We start from the raw sequence: 25,489 nt of genomic DNA, 5'->3' as shown, positions 1-25,489 counted from the left end.
ACGTGAACAAAAGGATTGCTCATTCCACACTCTCATTACTGATAGCAGCAGCCCTGGCAGGATGCGGAAGCTCAACCCCATCTGCGGACGAAAACCCAACCATTGCGCCTTATGCCTGTAACACAAACGTTGCCGAGCAAAGCCAACAGCTACGAATTTACCAGGTCATGGTCGAGAGCTTCATCGATGGTGACCCGAATCGTGGTCATGGCACCGGCTATGGCACCAGTCATCATCAGGGCGATTTACAGGGGATCATCGACTCTCTGGACTATATCCAGTCGTTAGGAGTCAATGCGATCTGGCTGACGCCTGTGTTTGCTTCGGTACCCATCAATGGTCAGGATCACTGGGCGGACCGTTTGGATGCAACCGGCTATTATGCGACCGATTATTTTTCGATTGATCCGAAATTTGGCACCTTAGAGACCGCGAAAGCATTGGTCGATCAGGCCCATGCCCGGGGTTTGTCTGTGTTCTTTGACGGTGTGTTTGGCCACCACAAAGAGAATGTGGTGCCATCCCCAACCGGAAAGCTGCCCGTGGGCAGCAGCAATCCGGTCAGCTACCCGGAAAGCCTGCCTTTTTATCAGGAAGTGGCAGCTTACTGGATCAAAACACTCAGAATCGATGGCTGGCGACTCGATCAGGCTTATCAGGTGCCTCTTGATGCCTGGCAGGACATTCGCAAGACCGTGGATGAAGCCTCGCAGTCGGTCACTTACGTCAATCACCGTGGCGAGACTGTGCATCCGCTGGGTTACATGGTGGCTGAAATATGGAATAACGAGAACGTCATCAATCAGGCCGGTTATGGCCCGCAAGGCGCACCGGGACTGTGTTCAGCCTTTGATTTCCCGGTCCGCTACCGGTTAGTGGAAACCTTCGCCGTGAATGAAAACAGCAACGGCGGCAAAGGCGGAAGCTGGCTGGCAGAAGGCATGGATTTACATCGTCTGTATCCCGATCATGCCAGACCCAATCTGATGCTGGGCAACCATGATCTCGTCCGCTTTGGTGATTTACTGCAACGGGGCAATATTGCAGAGCCCACCGACGATCAATACTGGCAGCGCCATAAAGCCGCCTTATCCTTCCTCGCCGCGTACACCGGCCCCATCACCTTGTATTACGGCGATGAAATTGGCGATCAGGTTGACGATTTTGCCGAGAAAGTGCCGGGCGATATCTGCGCCATTCAGGGCTTGTGTGATGATCATGTGGCCCGCTCCAGTGGCAAAATTGACGGTGTCAGTACCACACTGAATGCGCGCCAGCGCGATCTCAAAGCCTATGTCACTGAGCTGATGACCATGCGGGCGGCGCACCCGGCGTTATCCCAAGGTGAACGCCTGAACATTGTGGCCAATGACAAAGTCTATGTGGATCGCAAGCAAAAAGATCAGGACGCCGTGGTTTATCTGGTGAGCACCACAGACGCTTCGCAACAACTGGCTTTAAATGCGGACACGCTGGGATCAGCCGGAGATTTGATTGACTTGCAAAGCGGTGAGCGCTTCCCCCTCAGCAGCGGACACTACAATATTCCGCTCAATGGCTTTGAAGCACGCTTTCTGCGCATTGCATCCCCGGTACAACCTGCTGTCGATCTGACAGCCAAAGCCCTGAGCGTGACGGGCACAGGCCTGATGGCAAAGTGTGATAATCCCACAGTGAATGAGCAAGGCCCGGTCAGCAAACCGCTGTATGTGGTGGGTGATTTCACCGATTCAGGGTGGAAGCACAAAGCCAACCGGCAGTTCGAATACAAAGGCCAGAACCTGTATCAGGTCGTGGTCAGTGAACAGGCCGGCAGCTTCCGGATGCAGTACGCCAGTCAGGACTGGTCGCCTCAGTATACGGCCGAAGGGCTGGAACTCCGGCCGGGTCAGGAAACGCCTCTCACGGCAGGCAGCTATGGCAAAGACACGGCTGCCATGCTCCCTGAAGCAGGACGCTATGTATGGAGCCTGACTTTCCAGGATAACGGCTTACCCGACGCCGTCATGGTGTCGAAATGTGAGTAAGTGAATCGACGGCGAGCACTGATCGCTCGCCGTCATACAGGGTGATGACAGTTGGCAGGATTGAACCTGCCATTATTTTTTTTCACCCTTGTATCAGTCACATGCCCGTGTTTCAGAGCAAAACCTGCCATCGCTGGCAGGCTGTTTCGTTTTAACGCAGGAACTCACCGTCACTGCCGATTTTCCCGGGACCATTCAGCACGTAAATCCCGGCACTGTAGCCTTTCACGGTAAAACTGATCGTACCGTTGGATACCGTCAGCTGGTTACCTGTCACGGCATCGCGGTAGGTTCCGTTTCGCACGCCTGTGATGGTCATGGTTTGCTGCCCGGCATTGCTTAATCCCACCACGGCATAACTCTCTCCATTGTTATAGTCCCGGATATAGCTCATGCCAGCCCCCCATTCATTCACCTGACTGGTCGGCGCTTTCTGCAAGGCCGGCACCGCCTTGCGGATCTGGTTCAGGCGTTTGATGTGCTGATACAGCGGGTGTTGCGAAGTGGTCGCTTGATCGTCCAGATAAGGGCCATAATAGGCGCGTCCTGTCATGTCGATGGTATCTGTGGCACCGGCAATTGAATAGCCACCGACTCAGTAGACACTAATTAACCTTTCTTCATACCGCTTTTCATACTCTACTGGTGACAACTGATTATTGGAACCGTGTCTGCGTTTGACGTTGTAGAACATCTCGACATATTCGAAGATATCCATCCGCGCCTCTTCCCGAGTGGAATAGATCTTTCGCTTCACTCTTTCTCTTTTCAGTAACTGGAAAAAACTTTCAGCTACTGCATTGTCATGGCAGTTGCCCCGACGGCTCATGCTTGATTCCAGACCATGCTGCTTTAAGAATTTATCCCAGTCATGACTTGTATACTGGCTTCCTTGATCGGAATGCACGAGTACCTTATCTGACGGTGAGCGTCGCCATATCGCCATCAGGAGCGCGTCCAACACCAGCTCTTTCGTTATTCTGCTTTTCATCGACCAACCAATCACTCTCCGAGAGAACAGATCAACGACGACTGCGAGGTATAGCCAACCTTCGTGAGTTTTTATATACGTGATATCGGTCACCCAAGACTGATTTGGAGCAGTCGGGTTGAACTCCCTGGCCAACTTATTCGCAACAACGACATTCTCTGTGCCCACTTTGGCCCTGGGTTTTCGATATCCTCTTTGCGACTGTAAGCCTTCTCGTTTCATCAAGCGGTGAACTTGGTTGATACCGCAACATTCACCTTCATCACGTAAATCACTGTATATTTTTCGATAGCCATAAACGCCACCAGATTCCAGCCAGAACTGCTTGATGAGTCCGAGGAGGTATTTACGCCGTTTCTCCTGTCTGCTATCGGGTTGCTTAAGCCAAGCATAATAACCACTTGGGTGGATGCTAAGGACTTTACACATACGTCGAACAGGCCAAACAGCTTGATTGGCTTTGATAAAGGCGTACCTCAGTCGGACTGGCTTGCGAAGTACACCGCGGCTTTTTTTAATATGTCCCTTTCTTCGGTGACTCTTTGCAGCTCCTTTTTGAGTCGACGAATTTCGGCACTTTCATCGGACTTGGCTTGATACTGGGAGGAATCTGGGCCGTAGCGTTTAATCCACGCATAAAGGCTATGCGTGGTAGTCCCTAAACGATTTGCCACATCGGCTACACTATGACCTTTTTCAGTAACCTGTTTGACGGCTTCAACTTTGAATTCTTCTGGGTATCGCTTGCTGCTCATAAGCACCTCTCTGCTAGTCATTTTGTCTAACTAAAAGGTGTCTATCAAGTCGGTGGCTATTCACTTTCAATACCCCCATTAATGTCGATATCAAAACTTTCGGTGACACTATCGCAACCAGATGAACATGATCTGGCTAAACATTTAGCTCTATTTCAATCTTTCATATTGCACAAAATGTAGATTGAGCGGTAAAACTCTAATTACTAGCGACATGTTTTTCGGGGAGGGTTACACTTCGGCGTCCACATTATGTGGTATTTACATCGCCAATATACATGTGATGTACCTCTGTAATCACCCGTGTTTTTAGTTTCCTTTCACTTGTGGTGAATAGGAGATTTACTTCTAAAATGGACACTCCTTCGGGCAATAGCCCCAAGGAACAGTCACCACCGCCCAAGGCGGTGGTTTAGGGCTGACAACAAAAGGGCAACTTAAGTTGCCCCTGGAAGTGAGTGAAATTAGCGAATGTCACCAAGTAGCATAGGCTTACCAAAGCCGAGTAGCTTAGCATTACTCTGCTTGAAGTAATCTTTCCAGAAAGACTCTAGCTTGTTCATCTTTTGCGCAGAGATATACTGCTGATTACCAGGAATAACACCAGTACCAATCACATAGATATCAGCCTGATTAAAATTGGCAAACATTTGCGACGTTGAGATACGCTCCAACTCTTGCTTTGGGCTGATAACTCGAGTTTGGTTGTTTTTGTAGAACGACGTAATATCTGAGTTTTCAAGCATGTCGCTGATGAGAAGTACCACTTTGCGCTTTGCAGTAGATTGCGTTAGCACTTGCTTACTAATGTCGCTAAGCGTGCCAACTAACTCGGTATTGGTGGGCTTTTCTTGCGCTTGAAACGCTGCTTTCAGTGAGATACCAACTTTGTTCAGCATATAATTGTGCTGCTTATCGAGACACTTATCGAGCGATTTAAGGACAGATTTCTTCACATAACTGCGATGGTCATCACTTAGCTGAGTATCAAGTTGCCCATTAAATACCACTTTGGTATAGCTGTCCTGCGCAAACGACGAAAACTCCACCAGTTGAACTTTGTCGCCCGGTTGAATAAATCGTTTCACACTCTGGAACAGCTCTGATTTGATTTCCTGATCCAGAGAGTGAGCCATTGTTTTATCTACGAGGATAAACAGTTCACGCTCATTTGGTAATTGATAGTATTCACCCGGTACTTCATTGGTACAGCTTGGAACATCGTTTCGCAATGTGGCGGCATTCGCGAATTGACTCACAACAAGAACCGCGCATATGGCTAAGGTTACTTTTCTCATGTATATCTCTTTTATGATGTCATCGCTTGTTTTTGCAGGCGAGCTAAACGTTCTTCTGCCGTTTCTGGCTTAGGCTCGTTGCTAATGGCCTTTAGCGCTGCAATTACTTGCTCGTCTGTCAGGCCATCAAGATCGTTGTTTTTCACTTTATTGATGATATCAACATCGCTTAGGAACGATTCAGTAGTAGATGCCACTTCTGGTTGTGGCACAGGCTGATAAACAGGTTCAACTGCTGACTGAGCTGTCGGTTGTACCATTGGCTGAGGTGCAGCTTGTTGTGCTGGCTGATAGTCTGGGTATTGGGTTTTGATTAATTCAGGTGTTTCAGCGTTCTTCAAAGCACGTAGCTTGTAGTAGTTCAAGAAGTTACGGCTCGAAGGGTTATTTGCTGCATAAATAACATGTTGCTCGCCGGCACTTCTCTGCGCATTGATCGCGATTTTGCTCTGCAGGTGCGATAGAACGCTTTGTGCAGCACGTTCAACATTGGCTTGTTGTGCCACGTAGTACTCAATGTATGCGTTAACGTTAGAGAACTTATAGGTCGCATCGTAAGCGGCAGGCGACTCTTTACCTGAGAAAGTTGTCTTAAAGCCAAGGTAAATACTATATGCTTGCATCGCTGCAAAAATTACCGCGAGCATGATAAATGTCATCCAACCGCCACGTTTGTGTGCGTTGATCGCGTCTCTAAATGCTTTGTTTTCTGCTTCATCGTTATAAGCAGTTAGTTCAGCTGGAGCACTCTCAGCGAATGGGTCTTGAATATCAAACGCGCTACCCATGCCTTCTTGCTCATGACCGCTGATCTCTTCAATAGCGAGTTTTTCAAGTACTTGACCACGCACATATGTCGCACCAACGGCAACAATTGAGATAAACACAACTGTGACGATGCTCATTGCCCAAGACTTAGAGAAGCCAGCATTCGTTTTTGCTAAACGGTTCGCCATTTGACGCCAGCTTGGCTGATTGTCATCTAGTGCATTTGTTTTAGACTTCAAACCAATGTTTAGATCAGGGGCAATCACACCTGGCTTTTGTGGGTCATGATTCCAGTGCAAACGTACTTTGCCGATCTGTTGGTTGCGGTATAGTTCACCACCCATCGCATGGGTAAAACCAACCAACAGCACACTGATCAACAGCGCAATACCAACAGCTGCTTGAATTTGAATAGACTCACTGCCATCTTGAATAGTGAAACCCGCAAGTACATAAGCAAAACCAGCGGCTTCAATTAGAACCATGATTGATAGACCAAGCCAAGTGTACCATTTCATTGGCGAAATACCTGTGTCGCCGATTTTGTTTAGGTAACGGCTCGATTGCTCGTAATGGTACTCGTCGGCATTGTATTGGTCGTAGAAAGGCAAAAAGCTATTACATACTTCACGCTCTGAGTTAAACCAGCGCTGATCATCAAGCTCCAGTCTTTTCGATAGGCGAGCGTTTTTACCAATTAACGGCAGACGGTAGTACAGCGTTTTTAAATATAGGTTGATGGTATCGCGATTACTTAGGTAAACAACGGTAGCGACAATAATTGAGCTGATACCCACCACGAGTATACGATTGAGTAATAGCCAAGTTGTTAGTTCACTCATGATTTTATTTTTCCTGGTTTATAGTCTGCTATCATCAGGCCTTTAGGGCCCTGGTAGTATATTTTTCCCGCAAATGCACTAAACACACCTTTGTTATGTTTTTTGTCTACTACGATATCAATGCATTTGATTGGGTAGTTCTTGTCTTGAACAAAGGCACGATAGATAACCCCTTCTGAGCCGTTGTAAATGTTGACATCAACGGGTCTTTGTGTTTTTTGAGGTTTAACTTTCTTGTTGGATGCGTAATCTTCATAAACATAAATCGAAGGGCTTTCAGTCGCTTCTAATGTACTTCGGTCAACGGCTAATGGTGCAAGAGCGACAAGGTGGTCATTCACCTCGCCGCCCCATGCCGTGCGGTTCATGCCCGGTAGGTAGTCTGTTGTGCTGCGGCTATCATCTGTGATCTTGAAAACTAGTGTCGTCACACTTGGCTCATCATAAACACATGATGATTCTTCAAGTGTATTTGCCACCGCTTGGCCGATAAGCGAGAAGCTATTGCTCTCGCGTGCACCGATATAGACAAATAGGTTTTCGTCCCCACCGCGATAGTTTTCACCGCCGAAATCGACATAAGAACGATTGCTACTGCTACGACGGTTGTTTGTATTTATCAAATCATGAACTGCAGCAGTACTTTGCGTAGAGGTTGCCAGTCCTTTCGCGACTTGCTGGCTTACAGTTTTACTACGTTTGGCAATATTATCTGTGGTTCTTAGCTTGGCATAGCTAGGCTCCGTCGCTTTGTATCGTACATAGTTGGTGACGTATTCAGGTTTGTTATCCAGTGTTACGACTTCAATACGGCGGTTGTCAGCTCGGCCTTTGGCTGAGTTATTGGAGGCAATCGGCTGAGATTCACCCGCACCATAAATGTAAATATTCTCTTTAGGGATACCATTACGAATCAACTCACGCGCCACGCTGCTAGCTCGTTTAAGTGAAACATCAGCATTTATTTTTGCCGAGCCAGTATTATCGGTATGACCCACAATCAATACTGCACTACCACTTGACTTAACTGTCTCAGCGTACTTACTAAAGAAGCGTTTATGTTTAGTGCTAGAGATATCTGTTTGTCCTGAGCGGAAGATATCGCCTTTGACTGTTGCAGAAAGGCCAACCACTTCAGAGTCACCCACCACTTTTTCGATTTGCTCGGTATTGCCAGTCTCTTCAGCTTCAATAATCGCTTTTGATTGTACAACAACCATACTGTCGACTTCGTCGTCATCTGGCGAACCGATACGTTCAAACTCGACCTCAACGTCATGTTTTGCTGCTGCTTCTGCGAGTTTTGCTTCACGTTGTGCCCAGTAATAACCAGCCGAGCAACCGACTAGCGCGCCAACACCAGCACCGATCCACATTCCTTGTTTCCCACCAATCGCCTTGCCTGCAAGACCTCCCACGATCATCCCGCCAGCACAACCAATTACAGTAGTGGTACTAATGTCACCATAATCTCCTGTGCTTGAACAGCTAGTAACTGCTAAGGATATACTTACCGCGATTGCTACTTTTTTAAAGTGCTGCATCATCTAATTCCGTGCATTTGTAAACTATGTTGTTTACTCGATCATTGACCCAACGAATTGAATAACGATCACCATCTGGCGTGATTTCAAATTCTTGCAGCAAATTACTGCTTGACTCTTTTAAGTGATAGCGCCAAACGCCTTCTTGATGAGTAACATCAAGTATTTGAAATTATATAATATTTCACTCGGCATACCTAGCTTTTGTAACGGTAGGTTAAATGTTGTCGCTAGTTCGACGGTTTTCGCTCTGAGCGAAAAATTGAAAGTTGTAATTTCTTCACCTATGAGCATTTCACCTGCATAGTGGCGACATTCAGATTGAGGAAAAGGTAAAAAAAGGCATAAGAAATTACAACAGCAGATAAAACGGCTATTAAAAATAAAACCTTTTTTATAGTCATTTATTAATGACTAAATAGAATTAATCTTTATATACCTAAGGGAGGTGATCTTAAGCGGAAAGTGGGTTGATTTTAATCCGTCCATGGAAAAATCCTTGATTATTGATGGGGTTATTAGTTAATTTTTTTGTAAAATTACTAATAAAATCACGAAGAATCAAGAAGGTTTACTTCAAAGCTTCGTTGTTCATTATGAATTGTGACACTTGTCAAGTTGGCCAGATCCCAAGAATTATTTCAAAATCGTCATCAATCATGGTTATAAAGTAATAATGACCAAAAACGGCCCTGAGCAAAACTCAGAGCCGTTTTTACAAAAGAAAGGCTGTTCAATCAGGCATGCAATAGCGCCATGGATTCTCTGGCGATCACCCACTCTTCATTGGTTGGAATGACCATCGCCATCGGAGTATTGGGTTTGGTAATCACGCCTTTTTCGCCGAAGCGGGCGTTGGCATTACCCGTGACATCTTCGCGGTAGCCGAAAATTTTCAGGTACTTGAGCACTTCACTGCGCACCGGCAGGGAGTTTTCACCGATACCGCCGGTAAATACGATGGCATCCAGTTCGTCCAGCGCCACCATGTAAGAAGCAATGTATTTCGCCACCCGGTAAGTAAAGATTTCAAACGCCAGTTTCGCCCCGGCATGGCCTGCTTCCATGGCTTCAACAATGCCGCGGCAGTCGCTGGTTAAACCGGAAACCCCCAGAAAGCCTGCTTCTTTGTTCAGAGCCTGCTGCACCTCAGCCTGGCTCCAGCCTTTGTTGATCAGAAAATCCACGATACCTGGATCTAAATCGCCGCAACGGGTGCCCATCATCAGACCGGCTGTTGGGGTAAAGCCCATGCTGGTATCAACACTCTGGCCATTGCGCACCGCACAAATCGAGGCGCCGTTGCCTAAATGCACTGTGATCACATTGGTTTTTTCTGCTGGCTTGCCCAACTGCTTAGCCGCTTCCTGGCTGACAAAGAAATGGCTGGTGCCGTGAAAGCCGTAGCGACGGATGCCAAAGTCCTGATAAAGCTTCTCAGGCAACGCATAGCGATACGCTTTGGCAGGCATACTTTGGTGAAACGCGGTGTCGAACACGGCGTACTGGGGCAGATAGGGGAAAGCACTGATGGCCGCACGGATGCCAATCACATGCGCCGGGTTATGCAGGGGCGCCAGTTCGCTCAGCGCTTCAATCTCAGCCAGAACCTGGTCATCAATTTTCACGGTTTCGCTGAAGCGCTCGCCGCCATGAACCACGCGGTGCCCGACCGCAATAATGTCCTGCTTCAGGCCCAGTTCATCGAGCAATAGCACCAGGCGATCAATCGCCTGCTGATGGTGATTACCTGTCGCTTCCAGCGCGAAGCTGGATTTCTCTCCGTCATATTTCCAACTGACGGACGCATCGCTGAGACCAAAGCACTCCCCCAGCCCTGTCAGTCTTGCATCGCCGCTAACGGCATCGATCAAAGCAAATTTAAGCGAAGAGCTTCCGGAATTAATAACGAGTACAAGTGAATGGCGCATGGGGATTCCACCAGAAGATTGTCGGCTGATTTGGCACTGAGTGCCCCCTGACAACAGATGTTGTCGGCACAGATGCTAAGAAATTGATGTGGAGCAACGTATTCATAGCATCTTGTGCTGCACCATAATACTCAATTTTTTTTGAATGATTCAATACAACATTCAAATTTAATGTAAAAACATAAATTTTTTTTGCAATGAATCAAAAAATTGAGCGATAGTTCAACAAAGAGAAGAGATGTACACCCGCTTCACCGCGAGCGGCGAAACGCTTAGCTTGCTTCAGACGAAGCCAGATACCTTTGGTACATCGCCTCGACGTCATTACTGCACATCACGTCCATATTGGCTTTCAGCATGGATAAGGGCCAGTCCCACCACTTGATTTCCAGCAGCTTGGCCACTTCGCTGTCGTTAAACCGTGACTTCACAACCCTGCCTGGATTGCCGACCACAATACTGTAGGGCGGCACATCTTTAGTGACCACGGCCCGCGCGCCGATGACTGCACCATCCCCGATCTGTACCCCCGGCATAATGACGCATTCACTGCCGATCCAGACATCATTGCCGATCACCGTATCACCCGCCCGGGCAAAGCCTGATTTAACTTTGTCGCCAAATTCACTGGCCTCAAACGGGTATGAGGAGATCCAGTCGTGCCTGTGTCCCTGATTCCCTGCCAGCATGAAAATGGCACCTGAGGCGATCGAGCAGAATTTACCGATGATGAGCTTATCCACCTCACCAAAAATACCGGATTCCCACACCGCTTTAGTGGAATGATCGCCCATCAGGTAACGTACGCAATGATCTTCAAAATGTTTGTCGTGATAATAGCCAGAGTAGTAAGTGAAATCCCCGACGATAATATTCGGGTTCGTCACTTGTTTATTCAGCTCGTAGCCGCCAAGCCAGGAAGGAAAGATAGTCGCCATCATTACCTCATACTCAAACATGCGCAAAAAAATGCGACTTTTTATGTCAGTATACTGTAACTGTCTGGAAGCAGCCTCGCTATGCTGTCACCCAACTAAGACAACACCACAGCAACGGCTCAATATTGCAGAAATTCCGTTTATCCGGATGACGCAGACTCAGCCGCGATCATTTCACCGCTCCAGTCTTTTTTTACGCTATTGATGGAAGCATTTCCCATTCCGGATGCAGCAGGAGCAGGATTTGTTTGTCCTGCGACATCTATATCAATGTCTTCATTGATACGCCCCAACGCCGCATCCAGCTCAGCATCAGTCGGACGGTATTTTGATCGGTCGTACATTTTGTCCAGCAGATCCATGGTGGAATGGACCGGTACTGGCGGGTTGTGCAGGAATTTATAAATCTGCTTGGCCACTTTCTGAACATTCAGAATCGATTCAATCCCCACATGCTGAACCGCCATATCCCGCTCCTTTTTGGCATCCAGATACCCTGAGGCAAATGCCACAGAAAACCAGATATAGGCCACAGCAGCGTCAGTCACATTGGTGACGGGCTGATCATTGTTCAGATGCATTTTCCCCGCCAGGTACTGCGCTTCCAGATTCCCCAGTTCGGCCGCTTTTTCCAGCCAGTAGATAGCCCGCCGGCGATCTCGCGTCGCGCCCACCCCGGTCTGAAAACAATAAGCGACTTTAATACAGCCCATCGCATCGTTATTTACGGCTGACTTTAAACGCCAGAAAAAAGCACGGCGCGGCGAAGGGGTGGGGTTCGATTCCACCACGTACCAGTCACCGAGAAACAGCTGCGCCGGCACATATTCCATTTCAGCCGCTTTGATCAGGTGCCCAACCCCGGATGCCGTATTGATGGCAGTCCCATAGCCTCGGATCTCATAACGACCGAGTTCAAACAACGCTTCGGGTTCATTGTTATTGGCTTTCACCAGACACTCCCAATAGCGTGACTTGGCTTCGCCGTGCGGGTCATCGACGTCCTGCCGGCTTAACCGTGCCAACGCATTCTGTCCGATTTCATTCCCGAGTTCAGCAGCTTTCTGGTACCAGCTTAATGCCACACGGAGATTGCCAATTTCATTTTCCTTCGCTAACGACAAAATGCTGGGAAGATGACCTGACTGCGCCTTTTTGACTTTTTCTTCGTGTTCAACAGCCTTTGCCTGTTCTAATACCTGTCGGTATTTTTCATCCTTGAGTGCCTGCTCTCTGGCCGCCTCACGAACGTCTTTCATCAGTGCAAAATACCGGGAAACCGCCACAATCAGCAATACAATGCCCAGGCAAACGCCTAAACCGAGTTGTGACATAACCCCTCTTAAAACAAATCTGTATTCTTTGTAATAACGGCATTTTGAGATAAATCTAAAGTTAAATTTTCTCTGATTTTGAAGCTGGTCAGATCAGGGCACCGAAAACAGTACAAAAATCCCGGTTTCAGCAGAGATTCTGCGAAAACCGGGACAGAAAACAGCCACAGTTTGTGACGCTTAATCCAGCGAAATGCCGTTCACGCTCAGGCTGACGTCCACATTGCCGCGGACAGCATTGGAGTATGGACACACCTGATGGGCGGATTTGACCAGTTCAATGGCAGCATCATTCTCCATAGCCAGATCAACCGACAAGTCCACTGCCAACGCGAAAGCACCATTTTCTTTCGCCAGCAACCGGACACTGGCTTCTGTCGGTGCTTCACGCAGCCCCAGTTTCTGAAGGCCTGCAATGTGCAGCACAGCATTTGAGAAACAGGCTGAGTAACCTGCAGCAAAAAGCTGCTCTGGATTCGTCGCTTCCCCGCTACCACCCAATGCTTTGGGATAGCTCAGTGAAACATCCAGCAAACCATCATCACTCTTCGCCTGACCATTGCGACCAGCGCTGGCTTTTGCAGAAGTGGTATAAATTGTTTTCATCAGATTCCCCTTGTCTATTTAAGTTGTACGCAATTTAATTTCACGCAATCTTAGATCGCTTTTCAGGTAGAACGCAAGTATATTGTGCACAATTTAAATTAATCACTCCCAATCAGGACCGTGCTCATGTCCAACGCTCCCGCCATACCTTCCAACGTCACCCTGGATGACATGATCTGTTTTTCGCTCTACAGTGCCTCTAACGCCATGATCCGGGCTTATCGCCCGCTCCTGGATGCGCTAAACCTCACGTATTCACAATACATAGTGATGCTGGTGATGTGGGAAAAGGAATGTCTGAGTGTCAAAGCGTTGGGCGAGAAAGTTCATCTCGATTCAGGCACACTGACACCTCTGCTCAAGCGCCTTGAAGGAAAAGGACTGGTCAGCCGCAGGCGCAGTGAAACAGATGAAAGAGTCCGTGAGATCAGCCTGACAGAGGCAGGCAAAGCCCTTCAGACACAGGCTGCGCAGGTTCCGGCATCACTGGTTTGTCAGGTTGAAATGCCACTGGAGTCGCTTAAAGCCCTGAAAGCCAGTTGTGACGCTTTATATACGCAGCTGAGCGCCATAGAATCCAAGGCATAAAAAATGCGCAGCCGGAGCTGCGCATTCAGGTAATCAGGGTTTGAAAAAGAAATTAATCAAACTCTCTCAGATTTTTCTCATACGTATCAAACTGTGCGTGCAGTTCGGACGGTGCACCGCCTGTCATTTTGCTGACCACAATAATGGCAATGGTCGCAAAGACAAATCCGGGAACAATTTCATACATATCGAAGATCCCGCCAGTCAGCTGCTTCCAGATAACTACAGTCAGCGCACCAATAACAATACCCGCCAATGCGCCGTTACGGTTCATGTCTTTCCAGTACAGGCTCAGTAGCAAAGCAGGACCGAATGCGGCACCAAAGCCAGCCCAGGCATAAGACACCAGACCCAGAACTGTACTGTCAGGATTCATTGCCAGCATGAGTGCAATAATCGACAGTGCGATAACCGCAACACGACCGACAGTCACGATTTCTTCTGAAGAGGCGTTTTTACGGATCACTTGCTTGTAGAAATCTTCTGCCAGCGCAGAAGACGACACCAGCAACTGGGAGTCAGCCGTACTCATGATCGCCGCCAGAATCGCCGCCAGCAGAATGCCGGCCATCACTGGATGGAAAATCGCATTCACCAGCAGCATGAAGATTTTTTCGCCATCTTCCAGGTTACCGCCCAGCTGGTTATCGGCATACAGAATACCAACCAGACCCACCAGGATCGCACCGGTCATAGACAGAGCAGACCAAATCACAGCGATGCGACGCGCTGTTGTGATATCACGGTTAGAGCGGGTGGCGTTAAAACGCGCCAGGATATGGGGCTGACCAAAGTAACCCAGTCCCCAGGCAGCCAGAGAAATAATACTGATGGCCGTCAGCGGCTCACCTTTTACGTCGTTAAACAAGGTCATCAATTCCGGATTCTTGGCTTCCAGAGACGCCGCCAGATCACCAAAACCACCCTGCATTGCCGCAATCGGTACGATCATCAGTGCCGCCGCCATCAGCAGGCCTTGTACCAGGTCAGTCCAGGATACCGCCAGAAAGCCACCAAACAGGGTGTAAGACACCACGCAGAGCGTACCGACCACAACGGCAATTTTGTAATCCATACCGAAGACAGTTTCAAACAACTTACCGCCTGCCACTAAGCCTGAACTGGTATAGAAGAGGAAAAACAACAAAATGAAGAAGGCTGAAATTGTCTGAATTAACTTAGAGGTATCTTTAAAACGGTTCGACAGATACTCAGGGATGGTGATCGCATTATTCGCGGTAATGGTATAGGTACGCAGGCGTTTGGCACAAATCAGCCAGTTCAGATAAGTACCTAACAGCAGGCCACCGGCCAGCCACAGTGATTCTATACCTGCAGCAAAGGCATAGCCCGGCAGTCCGAGTAACAGCCAGCCACTCATGTCCGATGCACCGGCAGACAGTGCTGCTGGCCAAGGACCTAACGAACGGCCACCAAGAAAGTAATCAGATGAGTTTGCAGTACGCTTATAGGCGTAATAACCGATTGCAAGCATAGCAATCAGATACACGATAAACGTGCCTGTGATAGCAAAGCTATTTTCTATCATGTTTGAGTTCCCTCATTATTGTTGCTCCCGTCGTTGCAAGAGCTTATTGAATGATGCTGATTTATTCAGCCTCTGTGCTGACTGGGTTCTGCTCCACCTCGTACAACGTACCTGAGAGTCCTTGTTAAAAAACCGCCAATCCATCGATTGACGGTTCAGGTTACGAGTCACGGGTAACAGTCACCATCAACATTAATGTGCTTCTTCGCCACTCCCCAATTCCAACAGCGTCGCGTTTCCGCCCACCGCTGTGATATTGATGGTACGTGTTCTTTCTGTTACGAAACGCAGCGAATAAGTCGGGCTGCCAATCACAGGATAAGATTCAAAATCCGACTCTGCAATTAACTGGCCCAGCAGCCCGTCACGGGCGGCTAAATCACGGGACAGCGACAAAGCTGTCTCGCGCTTTCCTGCAAACACCACGCCGGCTACACCGGCATGACGGACTAACACGTCAAGTTCGTCAGTGCTTACTGACTGTACAACACCTTTAGGCAGTTCAGCCTTTTCCAGTTCAGTGACAATTTGCTGAGCTGATTTCTCGTACCCTTCCGGCAGAGACAAGATCACTGTGTTACCTGTCACCAGCGCAGCCGTCAGTTGGCCGGCAACCGCCACCAGAGGTGCAGAGGCTTCGGCTGTGACCACAAAAATACCGCGGCCGGCGCAATACAGTTCATTGGTTTCACCGGTTGGTCCCGGCATTAATTCCGTTTCTGCCACATGATCGTTGGCATTGCGGCACTGAAACGCCACCATGGCTGCCACATCTGCATCGAGCGTACTGCTCCACTGAGTCAGCCTGGTAATACGTTTTTCATAGCCCTGGCCGTTCCAGTTTTCCCAGGCTGCATTGCTCTGATCGACGAGCGCTTGAATACTTGTTGTCATCTCTCTTTCCTTCCCAATTCCGGCAGCCATTACGCAGTGAATACATCTTTCGTAAAGCGATACAGATAGTGCGGTCCACCAGCTTTCGGACCTGTACCCGACAGACCCTGACCGCCAAATGGCTGCACACCCACCACGGCACCCACCTGATCGCGGTTGATGTAGCAGTTCCCCACGCGGGCACGGCGCTCGATATGGCTGTAAGTCCGCTCGTTACGGCTGTGAACACCCATGGTCAGGCCGAAACCCGTCTGGTTAATCTGGTCAATCACCTGATCCAGCTCGTTTGCCTTGAAACGCACGATATGCAGAATCGGGCCGAAGTTTTCGTTCTGCAGCACATGGATACCGCGGATTTCAAACGCCGTCGGCAGGACAAAGTCCCCATGGGTGCAATCTGGGCTTAATGCGGCCTGAGCGACCATTTTAGCCTGATTTTTCAGCGCGCCGATGTGGGTCAGCAATTTCTGCTTGGCAGTTTTATCAATCACAGGACCGACATCCGTGCTGTGCAGTTCAGGACGACCCACCGACAGTTCGGCCATCGCGCCTTTGATCAGCGTAATAATCCGATCCGCGACATCTTCCTGCACAAACAGCACACGCAGCGCCGAACAACGCTGACCGGCAGAGGCAAAGGCAGAGCGAACCACATCGCGTACCACCTGCTCCGGCAACGCCGTACTGTCGACAATCATGGCATTCTGGCCACCGGTTTCCGCGATGAAAGGCACAGGATCGCAGTCACGCGCCGCCAGCGTGCGGTTGATCCGCTGCGCGGTCTCGGTTGAACCGGTAAAGGCCACACCGGCAATACGCTCATCAGAAGTCAGCACTGAGCCCACTTCGGCACCACGACCGGGAACGAACTGAATCACGCCGGCAGGAACGCCAGCTTCCAGCATCATTTGAATCGCCCGGAAGGCAATCAGCGAGGTTTGTTCCGCCGGTTTACACACCACTGTGTTACCCGCAGCCAGTGCCGCCGATACCTGACCCAGGAAAATCGCCAGAGGGAAATTCCACGGACTGATACAGGCAAAGACACCGCGTCCCTGATACGACAAGGTACGTGACTGGCCATCAAATGTGACGATTGATTTGCCTTGTGCCAATTCTGTGGCCGCCTGGTGCGAATAAAAACGCAGGAAGTCGACCGCTTCACGGATTTCGTCAATGCTGTCCTGAATGGTTTTACCCGCTTCACGATGACACAGGGCAACCAGCTCACCGGTATTGGCTTCGAGCAAATCCGCCAGACGCTGCAGGCAAGCACCGCGCTCAGCCGCCGGGGTTTCAGACCAGGCCGGGAAAGCGTCCGCTGCAACATCAATGGCTTTTGCGACCAGATCGCTGGAAGCAAAGGCCACTTCACCCACGGCCTCACGGCGATCGTAAGGGGCCGTGACGTGGAAGATGTCACCGGATTGCACCTCACCGTTCACAATCGGACCAGCCGTCCAGTGATGGGTCTTGAAAGCCTCGACCGAATCACGGAAAGGCGTCCATTCAGATTCGATCTCAATGTTAATACCGGCCGAGTTCTTGCGGTCGGCACCGAAAATATCTTTTGGCAGCGGAATTAAATGATTATGCAGCGTCGGACGCGAGCGCAGCACATCAACAGGGTGCTGCACCAGAGAGTCAATCGGACAGCGCGCATCGACCAGGCGGTGTACAAAAGAGCTGTTGGCACCGTTTTCCAGCAGGCGACGTACCAGGTACGGCAGCAAGTCTTTGTGGCTGCCGACCGGTGCGTAGATACGTACGTTCACGCCGTAGATATCCATCACATGGTTATACAGGGCATCCCCCATCCCGTGCAGGCGCTGGAATTCAAAATCACGGTGTTTGGCCATCGCCAGAATCGCCGTCACTGTGTGGGCGTTATGACTCGCAAATTGCGGGAAAATCAGACCACGCACATGGGAAGACAGCAGGAAACGGGCACAGGCCAGATAAGAGGTATCCGTCGCCTCTTTACGGGTATAAACCGGATAACCGGCATAACCGCTCTGCTGGCACATTTTCAGTTCGCTGTCCCAATAGGCGCCTTTCACCAGACGCAGCGGGATCACGTCGCCCTGCTCTTTGCTCAGCGCCGCCAGCCAGGCCAGCACAGGCAGAGCACGTTTTGAATAGGCCTGAACCACCAGACCAAAACGGCCCCAGCCTTTCACAACTTCTGAGCGGTATAATTTCTCGAACAGTTTCAGCGACAGTTCCAGACGATCGGCTTCTTCAGCATCAATCGTGATACCCACGTTCAGTGCACGGGCGCGCTTGAGCAGCTCCAGCACGGTGTCATACATTTCTGTCAGCACACGGCCTTCATTGGAGACATCGTAACGCGGGTGCAGTGCCGACAGCTTAATCGACACAGTCGGGCAAGGTGATTTGGAGTGCTTTTTGTTATCCAGACCGACGGCGTCAATCGCTTCAATGTAATCGTTGAAGTATTTCTGGGCGTCATCCTGAGTCAGCGCCGCTTCACCCAGCATGTCAAAGGAATAGGTAAAGCCTTTATCACGTTTGGCCTGACCGTTCTTCATCGCTTCGCCGATGGTGCGTCCCAGTACGAACTGGTGACCCATGATTTTCATCGCCTGATGCATCGCCTTGCGGATCACAGGTTCAGACATCTTATTGGTCAGACGGTTGATCACCCGGGCCGGGCTGCCATCTTCTTTCGACTCCATGCTGACGACTTTACCGGTCAGCATCAGGCCCCAGGTTGACGCATTCACAAACAGGGAATCAGAGTTTTTCAGGTGAGACTTCCAATCCGCCACGCTCAGCTTATCGCGGATCAGCGCGTCGGCGGTTGCCGCATCCGGGATACGCATCAGCGCTTCGGCCAGACACATCAGCAAAATGCCTTCTTTGGTATCCAGGCTGTATTCCAGCAACAGGGCATCAATCATCTGGATCGCGGTACGATCTGCACGCACCTGCTCGATCAGGCTGGTCGCCTTCTCGACGGTGTACTGGCGTTCTTGTTCAGAAGGCTCAGCCAGAGGCAACAGTTGTTCCAGCCAGGCAGATTCTTCGACCGAGTATAACGGTGAAATCTGCTGCCATAGTGCATCTAAAGGTTGCTCAATAAAAGATGGCTGAAGGGCATCTGCCGCATTGAACATAGTCATTCCCTCAATATAGTGGACCTGAATAACCATCAACACAGTTTGTCATGTGATTCAGGATAAATGTTACACCAGTGTTACTTTAGCGGGGGATTTTATTTCGTACCTGTCGCAGAGTCTTACCAAAAACTCCGATAATTTATCGAAAAGGTCCGCTTTATAACAAAATCAGACCCAAGTATTTAGCAAAAAATGCTGTTTTCTATTTAATTGATGTAAGAAACAGCAAACAGCTGACCCTGACACACGCTAAACGGTTCAATGAACAGGGGAAGTCATAAAAACTGTGGTTGAAAAGAGTGAGATAAGCAACTGTCGGCTCAGAATGCGCCCCCAGTGTGTTGAAGGCTGCAGCGATCTGGCGGTCAGCCCCACTGACGGCGGTATTTGGCGGGTGATGCCCCAAATTGACGGGAAAAAGCCTGAGTGAAATTACTCTGGCTTGAAAATCCGCACGACTGAGCAATCTGGGCCAGACTCAGACGTGATTCTTCCATCAGATGACGGGCCAGCTCCAGACGCTTTTGCAGCACATACTGATGCGGCGTGACACCTGTCTGCTCTTTAAAAACCACATGAAACTGGCTTTCGCCGAGAAAAACCAGTCCGGCCAGCTGGGCGACCGTGATTTTGCGTGAAAGATGCTGATGGATGTAATGATCAATCACATCCATATTCAGACGCGGCAGATAACGCTCAGACGCCAGCGGCTTGAAATGGCGCTGCAGCACGCACATCAGAGTATCAGTACAGGCTTTGCTCAGCAGCCAGTCGTCCGGGTGACTCAGCATTTCTGCGGAGAGTGCACGGATCAGTGTCTGCGCCTGATTATCAAGATGAAAATAGGAAGACTGCTCGAACAATCTCTGCATCCGTTCGGCACCATAATCCGGTACGGCGTCATTCACAGACACATTCAGCACCAGAATCTCGTTGTTGCCCACGCCGGAAAAACCATGTTCAGATTCTGCCGTCACCAGGCACCCCTGCCCCGGACAGACCAGACTACCGTAACCTTCAATTTCAAACTCAGTTTGCCCGGACAGCGCAATCACCACCTGATTATAACCATGGTTGTGATGATCCATCTGTTCTGGCAACTTCATGATTTCCGCCGGTTTGAACCCTGACGGATGGGGACTATCCTTCATCTGTTCTTCCTGCGTCAATAATTGAGGCCGCCATCTGGCGCGTATCAGGGCGAATCATAATAGATAAGCCCCGGTCATGAAAAGAGGCGGGCTGATTTCTGTTGATCTTGGATCGGCTCACCTTGATCATCTTTCCTCAGATCCAGCCTTATTTCGATCAAAAATACCTCGGAAGCGTGATCAAGACTCAACTTTTTACGGTCGGTGTCATTTCAATTTTATCCCGCTGACTTTTCAGGCACTGCAGCATCAGGCATTCAGCCAGAAAGCAACACAGACAGAAAAATCTGCCCCCTTCACCAATAAAACAAAAAACAATTATAAATTAACAACTTAACTCCATATCGCTTGATCATCGATCCGCTCTGCTTGTTTCAGCTCACGCCGAACGGGCCAAAGCATCAGCTTTTGGCTCCACTCACCTTGATCATACTTCCCGTATTTGCCGCTGAAATTGCTCTTTAGTTCCCTTCGGTATCAAGGATCCAGCTTGATCATCTTTCCAGTTGAAATGACAAAGGCCGTTATCTATCCCTGCTTGATCATCTTTCCAGTGTAAACAGCCTGTGTATCCCGGCTGGTCACACACATTTTCCCAGCCTTTCGCGTGCTGGCAGAAGAAGAAGATGGAAAGACAGAAAATATGTTACAGATAAATCGGTTAGTTGCTGTTGCCTGACACGCTTTGTGATAAAACGTAGAGCCGTTTACCCGAGTGGAAAGGACACACAATGGGCGAATTTCTCACGCAGCTTTCATTTTCATTTACCGTCACAGGCCCAATTTTCATTATGCTGGCGTTAGGAATTGCCTTAAAACGCTGGGGAATCATCAATGATGCCTTTATTCAGGCAGGTTCCAGACTGGTGTTCACCGTGACCCTGCCCACACTACTCTTCCTCAATCTGGTTAATGCCAACGTCCATCAACTGGGCAGCGGGGAGCTTTTCATCTTTGCCGCCCTCGCAAACATTGCGGTGTTTCTGGTATTTGAAATCCTGGCCGGAAAGATGATCAAGGAACCATCTGAGCGGGGTGTTGTAGTCCAGGGCGCATTTCGGGCCAATACGGGGATCATCGGTCTGGCTTACGTGGCCAATGCGTACGGCGAGCCAGGCATCGTGGTCGGTGCCCTGTATGTGGCCGTGATCACTGTCTTGTATAACATCATGGCGGTGATCACCCTCAGCCGTTCCAGTGCCGCCAATGCTTCCCTTGATCATCGTTTCGTACTGAAGTCGATCATCACCAATCCTCTGATCATCAGTATCTGCAGCGCGCTGCCTTTTACTTTTCTGGATCTCCGCCTGCCGGATGTTGTCATGCAGTCGGGCCGTTACTTTGCCGACATGACCCTGCCGCTGGCGCTGCTGTGTACTGGCGCCAGCCTGGATCTGCGGCAATTCAAGCAGGAATCGGGTCATGCGAATCTCTCAACCAGCGCCCGCTTGATCATCGCGCCCTTGCTGATCACCTTCGGTGGTTACTGCTATGGCTTCCGCGACATGGAACTGGGGATCATCTTTCTGATGAGCGCTGCGCCCACTGCGGCGGCAAGCTATGTGATGGCGCGAGCCATGGGAGCCAACGCCAGTCTGGCGGCCAATATCATTGCGATGACCACACTGGGCTCTATGTTCACCTGCAGCCTGGGCCTGACGTTGCTCAAAACTTTCTCGATGATCTGACTTGTGCACCAATAATAGAATTGATAATCACTCTCACTTAATATTAAATAAGAACTATTCCTATTTAGTGTAATTGAGAGTGACGATGACATCTCAGGTTAAATCCGCGCCATTGCAAAAACTGGGTGTTCGCTGGCGCCTCGCCAATAAGCGCCTCATTCTTCCCGTTGTACTGATGGCCATGCTGGCAGCGCCTGCGACACGTGAACTGACCATCAGTGTGCTTGCAGATGCATTCTGGCAGGTCGCCGCCTACGTCGCCATCACGCTCGCACTGTATCACTGGCTGTCACAAAAGCTGAACCATCAGTCCGCGTTCACCGTGCGGCTCAAAAACAGCCGGCACTATCAGGTTATTTTTGCTTCTGTCATGGGGGCCTTGCCGGGTTGTGGCGGCGCAATCATAGTGATCACACAATTTGTCCGCGGCCAGCTGAGCTTTGGATCTGTGGTCGCTGTGCTGACTGCCACCATGGGGGATGCCGCTTTTCTGTTGCTCGCCGCTCAACCGGCAACCGGGCTGTTCATGATAATGATCGGCTTAGTCGTGGGGATGCTCAGTGGATGGCTGGTCGATGCGATCCATGGCCGCACTTACTTACATCCCCAACGTCAGGAAAGTGCACCATCTTGCTGCCGCAAGTTTTCCTCTCATGAACAGGCAACTGCAGTTCGCTTACAGGGAGCCTTCTGGCAATGGCTGCTGATTCCCAGTGCTGTGATTGCTGTGATGGGTTCGTTCCAACTCAACACAGATGCATTGTTACATTTACCTGAAGGTAGCATCACTGTACTGGGTGCTTTTTTTGCGCTGGCAGCCATGTTGCTCTGGTCACTCAGTCGTGACATTCAGGGATATCAGGAGACGGTTTCTGAAGATGCTAAATCGGAGAAAGCGAGCCTGTTTCAGCGTGTGGCTCAGGACACGAATTTTGTCACAACCTGGGTGATTGGTGCGTTTCTCTGTTTCGAAGTCACCATGAAGCTGACCGGCTGGGATATCGCAGCGTCACTTAGCCACTGGCGTGCAGCGCTGCCATTAGCCGGGGTACTCATTGGCCTGATTCCTGGCTGTGGACCGCAGATTCTTATCACCAGCTTTTATCTTCACGGCGCAATCCCTCTGTCGGCACAATTAGGCAATGCACTGAGCAATGATGGGGATGCGCTCTTTCCCGCCATTGCACTCGCGCCCAAAGCTGCTTTGATAGCGACAGTCTATTCCAGCCTGCCCGCTTTATTTGTTGCTTACAGTTACTATTATTTTTTTGAGTAATATCACTTTTCACATCAGGTATTACTGACTTATTACATATTTATGAGCTACCGGCATATTTATTCGAGATAAGACGCAAAAAGAATCGACCTCAGGTCGATTTTTTATTATCTTAAGCGCTCAATTCTTACCGTTTAATAGCAATCTGTGTCATATTGAAAACGGTAATCAATCTCAAATCACAACATTCACTTATTGTCAATAGGTGATTTCCCCCCTTAACGAAAAGTAACCGCTTCACTATAGTTGCAACTGTAGGCGGTTGAAGAGTCCCTTTCCAAAACCGTCTGCAGTATCCTAACCGGATACATCCCAATGAGGTTCTTTGATATATACCCTCTTATCAAAGATGCAAACTTGATTGGATACCTCTTCTACACGTCGTACAGGATTGAACTCTTCGGAGTTAAACTCTTGTCTTTGCCGACCAGTTTGGTCGGCATTTTTTTCTATTTTATTCCATACTTGTCTAATTTTTCAGTCAGCTAATATTGTAACATTCTGCGCTTCCATTAAACTCAGACCTCATCCGCCCATCAAAATAATAAACTCTGGCTAAAAGCGTGAAAGATTCACTCGATCCCAATCTGTTACATATGTTTAATCAGCTTCCTGGATGTTGGGGTTGTAAAGATACAGACTCTGTATTCGTTTATGCCAATCATGAATATGGCAAAATCATCGGTGTGGAGCACCATTTAGACTGTGTCGGGCGCACTGATTTCGACATGCCAAGCCCCACCATTGAGTGTGCGGAAAGCTTTCGAGAGCAGGACCATCAAGTGATTCTCAGTGAAAAACGCATGCGGGTGCTGGACATCCACCCATACTCAGATGGGAACTGGCGAGCACATTTATTCACGAAGATGCCTTGGCGTAATGAAGAAAATGAAGTGGTCGGCACTATATTTTCAGGCATAGAGCTGAAAGATACCGCCATTCTGGAAGTTGGCCACTGGATTTGCCGGGCTGCCGGTCTGAATGATCAGCAACAAAAATCCTTTAGTCTGGATCTTCACCGGCAAAAGGTTCAGATCAATACGCGTGAATCTGAAGTGCTGTTCTTACTGCTTTACGGTAAAAAGCCACAGTACATTGCCAAAGTGCTTAATGTTTCAGTGAAAACAGTTGAAAACTACGTCATTAAGCTTCGCGAAAAGTTTAATGCGAATTCAAAAAATGAACTGATCGATTTAGCTTTAGATCTTGGCTTTGGCTCGCACATACCTGAAAGCATGCTGACCAGTCAGTTATCCATCATTTTGAAAGAATAACCTTCTATAGCAGGCCACCTTAGCGGTGGCCTTTCTGTCTCTATTTACGGTGCCAGGCGGTCAATATGCCAATGATCATCTTCGCGCTCATACAAGAAACGGTCATGCAGACGGTGTTCGCCACCTTGCCAGAATTCCATGGATGTCACTCTCACACGATAGCCACCCCAGAATGTAGGAAAAGGCACTTCACCGGCGGAGAACTTTTTCTTCAACTCCATGAATTTTCCTTCCAGCGCCTGACGTGCGGTTAACCTGCTGCTTTGCTTGCTGGCCCAGGCTGCTATCTGGCTCTCTTTCGGCCTGGATGAAAAATATTTCATCACTTCCAGCGTCGTCAGTTTTTCAGCAACTCCTGTAATGTGTACTTGTCGCTCCAGAGGATGCCAGGGAAAATGCAGACTGATTTTATGGTTTTGCTCGATTTGAGCAGCCTTACGGCTTCCTAGATTGGTATAAAACACAAACCCCTGCTGATCAAAATGTTTCAGCAATACAATGCGCTGAAAAGGTTGACCGGTTGCATCAACGGTCGCGACCGTCATTGCCGTCGGATCGGTCAGACCCGCTTCAATGGCTTGCTGCAGCCAATGATTGAAAAGCTCAATCGGTTGTTCGGGCAGATCGCGGCGGCGTAACCCACCCCGAGTATACTCGCGACGAATATCAGACAGCTCCATTGTATTCTCCGTTGACTGACTGCCATGGTTCGCTGACACGAAAGTTCAGTGACCTAAGGCTGGACTGATTCATGCGCCAAATTGTCCGTCTTAGTGTGTGGAAAAACAAGCACCTCCTGCAAAGTAAGCGGTTTTTATTCAGAATCAACGACGATACAAAGATCACGATCAATTAGCTCAACATAAGCTTTAGTGCCAGACAGCGAAAAATG

General features: G+C 49.2%; 19 protein-coding genes and 1 pseudogene. 5 read left to right on the top strand and 15 right to left on the bottom strand.

Going from position 1 to position 25,489, the window contains the following annotated elements:
* Nucleotides 1-2: 2 nt before the first annotated feature.
* Nucleotides 3-2,027, top strand: coding sequence for an alpha-amylase family glycosyl hydrolase (locus LN341_RS17385; RefSeq protein WP_234206319.1), 2,025 nt, complete (start codon nt 3-5; stop codon nt 2,025-2,027).
* Nucleotides 2,028-2,178: 151 nt separating this feature from the next.
* On the opposite strand, the gene LN341_RS17380 is transcribed toward LN341_RS17385, so the two are convergent.
* The 10 genes and pseudogenes from LN341_RS17380 to LN341_RS17335 form a co-directional block, all read right to left on the bottom strand.
* Nucleotides 2,179-2,580, bottom strand: coding sequence for a hypothetical protein (locus LN341_RS17380; RefSeq protein WP_234206317.1), 402 nt, complete (start codon nt 2,578-2,580; stop codon nt 2,179-2,181).
* 42 nt (nt 2,581-2,622) lie between these two features.
* Nucleotides 2,623-3,773, bottom strand: a protein-coding gene (locus LN341_RS17375) for an IS3 family transposase (RefSeq protein ID WP_234206316.1) whose coding sequence is annotated in 2 segments (ribosomal slippage) — nt 2,623-3,536 and nt 3,536-3,773 — 1,152 coding nt in all. Because the reading frame shifts where the segments join, the coding sequence is not laid out codon by codon here.
* 55 nt (nt 3,774-3,828) lie between these two features.
* Nucleotides 3,829-4,024, bottom strand: a pseudogene (locus LN341_RS17370) (transposase); the annotation flags it as partial.
* A 213-nt stretch (nt 4,025-4,237) separates the two neighbouring features.
* Nucleotides 4,238-5,071, bottom strand: coding sequence for a hypothetical protein (locus LN341_RS17365; protein WP_234206314.1), 834 nt, complete (start codon nt 5,069-5,071; stop codon nt 4,238-4,240).
* Nucleotides 5,072-5,082: 11 nt separating this feature from the next.
* Nucleotides 5,083-6,681: a hypothetical protein gene (locus LN341_RS17360; protein WP_234206312.1), complete on the bottom strand. Its 1,599-nt coding sequence runs from the start codon at nt 6,679-6,681 to the stop codon at nt 5,083-5,085.
* On the bottom strand, nt 6,678-8,228 hold the full coding sequence (locus LN341_RS17355; protein WP_234206310.1) for an OmpA family protein: 1,551 nt from the start codon (nt 8,226-8,228) through the stop codon (nt 6,678-6,680). Before LN341_RS17355 ends, LN341_RS17360 begins: the two co-directional genes overlap by 4 nt.
* A 734-nt stretch (nt 8,229-8,962) precedes the next feature.
* A complete protein-coding gene (locus LN341_RS17350) occupies nt 8,963-10,156 on the bottom strand; it encodes an acetate/propionate family kinase (RefSeq protein ID WP_234206308.1) in 1,194 nt (397 codons plus the stop codon).
* 272 nt (nt 10,157-10,428) lie between these two features.
* A complete protein-coding gene (locus LN341_RS17345) occupies nt 10,429-11,094 on the bottom strand; it encodes a CatB-related O-acetyltransferase (RefSeq protein ID WP_046221065.1) in 666 nt (221 codons plus the stop codon).
* A gap of 140 nt (nt 11,095-11,234) precedes the next feature.
* On the bottom strand, nt 11,235-12,428 hold the full coding sequence (locus LN341_RS17340) for a tetratricopeptide repeat protein (RefSeq protein WP_234206306.1): 1,194 nt from the start codon (nt 12,426-12,428) through the stop codon (nt 11,235-11,237).
* 180 nt (nt 12,429-12,608) lie between these two features.
* A complete protein-coding gene (locus LN341_RS17335) occupies nt 12,609-13,034 on the bottom strand; it encodes an organic hydroperoxide resistance protein (protein ID WP_234206303.1) in 426 nt (141 codons plus the stop codon).
* Nucleotides 13,035-13,160: 126 nt separating this feature from the next.
* Here LN341_RS17335 and LN341_RS17330 point away from each other — a divergent pair, with 126 nt between their 5' ends.
* A complete protein-coding gene (locus tag LN341_RS17330) occupies nt 13,161-13,622 on the top strand; it encodes a MarR family winged helix-turn-helix transcriptional regulator (RefSeq protein ID WP_234206302.1) in 462 nt (153 codons plus the stop codon).
* Between the two features lie 52 nt (nt 13,623-13,674).
* Here LN341_RS17330 and putP read toward each other — a convergent pair whose 3' ends face one another.
* The 4 genes from putP to LN341_RS17310 form a co-directional block, all read right to left on the bottom strand.
* A complete protein-coding gene (putP, locus tag LN341_RS17325; RefSeq protein ID WP_234206300.1) occupies nt 13,675-15,171 on the bottom strand; it encodes a sodium/proline symporter PutP in 1,497 nt (498 codons plus the stop codon).
* Between the two features lie 192 nt (nt 15,172-15,363).
* Entirely contained in the window at nt 15,364-16,065 is a 702-nt protein-coding gene (locus tag LN341_RS17320) for an aldehyde dehydrogenase family protein (protein ID WP_234206296.1), read from the bottom strand.
* Nucleotides 16,066-16,094: 29 nt separating this feature from the next.
* Nucleotides 16,095-19,205 (bottom strand): bifunctional proline dehydrogenase/L-glutamate gamma-semialdehyde dehydrogenase PutA, encoded by a 3,111-nt coding sequence (gene putA, locus LN341_RS17315; RefSeq protein WP_234206293.1) that lies wholly within the window; start codon nt 19,203-19,205, stop codon nt 16,095-16,097.
* A gap of 368 nt (nt 19,206-19,573) precedes the next feature.
* Nucleotides 19,574-20,359, bottom strand: coding sequence for an AraC family transcriptional regulator (locus LN341_RS17310; protein WP_046220994.1), 786 nt, complete (start codon nt 20,357-20,359; stop codon nt 19,574-19,576).
* A 731-nt stretch (nt 20,360-21,090) separates the two neighbouring features.
* On the opposite strand from LN341_RS17310, the gene LN341_RS17305 reads away from it, so the two are divergent.
* The 3 genes from LN341_RS17305 (at nt 21,091) to LN341_RS17295 (ending at nt 24,597) form a co-directional block, all read left to right on the top strand.
* Nucleotides 21,091-22,047, top strand: a complete 957-nt coding sequence (locus tag LN341_RS17305) for an AEC family transporter (RefSeq protein ID WP_046220992.1) — start codon at nt 21,091-21,093, stop codon at nt 22,045-22,047.
* An 85-nt stretch (nt 22,048-22,132) separates the two neighbouring features.
* Nucleotides 22,133-23,323 carry a putative manganese transporter gene (locus LN341_RS17300; protein ID WP_046220991.1) on the top strand — a complete coding sequence of 397 codons (1,191 nt, stop codon included), beginning with the start codon at nt 22,133-22,135 and terminating at the stop codon, nt 23,321-23,323.
* A 563-nt stretch (nt 23,324-23,886) separates the two neighbouring features.
* Nucleotides 23,887-24,597 carry a PAS domain-containing protein gene (locus LN341_RS17295; protein ID WP_370643783.1) on the top strand — a complete coding sequence of 237 codons (711 nt, stop codon included), beginning with the start codon at nt 23,887-23,889 and terminating at the stop codon, nt 24,595-24,597.
* A gap of 44 nt (nt 24,598-24,641) precedes the next feature.
* On the opposite strand, the gene pdxH is transcribed toward LN341_RS17295, so the two are convergent.
* A complete protein-coding gene (gene pdxH, locus LN341_RS17290; protein WP_046220990.1) occupies nt 24,642-25,277 on the bottom strand; it encodes a pyridoxamine 5'-phosphate oxidase in 636 nt (211 codons plus the stop codon).
* Between the last annotated feature and the right edge of the window lie 212 nt (nt 25,278-25,489).

The organism is Photobacterium sp. TLY01, from assembly GCF_021432065.1.
Lineage (GTDB): Bacteria > Pseudomonadota > Gammaproteobacteria > Enterobacterales > Vibrionaceae > Photobacterium > Photobacterium halotolerans_A.
This window is presented reverse-complemented; position numbering and strand designations above follow the sequence as displayed.